Raw genomic sequence first — 1,596 nt, 5'->3', positions numbered from 1 at the left:
CCTCTGATCCTGCTGTTCTTTGTTATTCTTCCCCGTCCCCAGTTTCCGTTGTGGGACTTTCTTTCACCCGCGGGAGAAAAGGTCGCCGGCCTGAGCGACCGGGTGGAGCCCGGTTCCGCGGCGAGCGTGGGGGAGGTTGCATCCCCTGTTTTGCGGGCGCGGAGTGAAAAGCTGCCCCGGAAGGACCTCTATTGGAGAGGTGTCGTGCTCAACACGCCGCAGGGCAATGCCTGGATCCGAACGGAGATCCCGGGTCGGGAGGGACCTCCGCCCAAAGGGGTTGTCATGGTGCGGCAGACGGTCTTTCCCGAAACAACGGCGAGTCCCTGGCTGATAGCCCTGGACGCGCCGTGGAGTGTGAGTGGTGTCAGGTCGGGGAAAAGCGCGGATCTTGTGTTCAGGAAGCGGCGCTCGTCCGGCGGCCGTCTGAAATATGATACGGTTTCTGCGGCGCACGGCGCCATCGAAACGAAAGAAGGAATCGACAGGGATTTCTACCTGAAACTTCCGGAAAAGGTGTCCCCGCGGGTCTTGTCCCTGGGCAGGTCGATTGCGCGGCAGGGCGGTTCCGACAGCGTAAGGCTTTCCCGGCTGGAAGGCTATTTCCAGTCAGCCGGATTGCGGTATGCGACCCGCGATCTTCCGAGATCCGCCGACCCCCTTGATGAGTTTCTTTTCGAGAGAAAGGCGGGGCACTGCGAGTTCTTTGCATCGTCCTTTGCCGTGCTGCTCAGGGCGGCCGGGGTTCCGTCGCGATTGGTGGGCGGGTACTACGGCGGGGAATATAACGAACTGGGCGGGTACTACCTGGTAACGGAAAGCATGGCGCACGCATGGGTCGAGGTCTTCCTGGAGGGGAGGGGATGGGTCAGGAGAGACCCGAGCATCTATGCCGTCAACTTCAGCCGGGAAAGGGATGGAAAGCGTGGCGGCCTCGTCGCGACGGTACGGCTGATCGCTGACTCCATGAGCTACTACTGGAACCAGACGGTGATCACCTATGACCTGGACAAGCAGTTGCGCATGGTGCGCGCGACCGGTACGGCTCTGCGTACCCTGTCATTACCCTCCGGCGTGCGGCGGGCCGGTATCCCCCTGCTTGTCGCCGGGCTCCTGCTGGCGGTTTTTCTCGTCTGCGCAAAGAGAAAATGGGGTTCGCGGGAACAGAGGGTAGTGCGGAAATTTCTTCGAATCGTCGGTAAGCGGTATCCCCACAGTTCCATATCCCCCTCGACCGGCCTGCTGGAGCTTGCCGCACGGACAGGCGATCCTCGTGTCCGGAGATTCGCCGATATCCGCTACGGTGCTCTTTATCGGGACAGGAAGCTTTCCGAACGGGAACTCTCCCTGCTGGAAGACATCACCCGTGCTTTCGCCGCGTCACGGGAAATAGTCCGCGATATCGAGCGCACAAGCGGCACAAGTCATTGACTTGATTTCATTTTGCTGCTACATTTTCATTCCCGAAGTCCGACCGGAAAGGGGACCTCGATTCCCGATTGCAGTCCCTTCCCGTTGGAGAGATGACTCCCTGAGTTTGCCCGGAGTGATGGGTTGACACAGATCCCAAACGAGTAAAGAAGGTGTGATTTGAGT

The 1,596-nt window shown here is 59.9% G+C and carries 1 protein-coding gene; it reads left to right on the top strand.

What is annotated here, in order from left to right; genetic code table 11:
* Positions 1–1,431, top strand: a 1,431-nt coding sequence (locus Q1K49_RS09265) for a DUF3488 and transglutaminase-like domain-containing protein (RefSeq protein WP_300525401.1), incomplete at its 5' end; no start/stop codon positions are given.
* Positions 1,432–1,596: the final 165 nt, after the last annotated feature.

The organism is Aminiphilus sp. (genome assembly GCF_029975095.1).
In the GTDB taxonomy this organism is placed as follows: Bacteria; Synergistota; Synergistia; order Synergistales; family Aminiphilaceae; genus Aminiphilus.
Note: the sequence above shows the minus strand (reverse complement) of the source record. Positions and strands in the feature narration are given on the sequence as shown.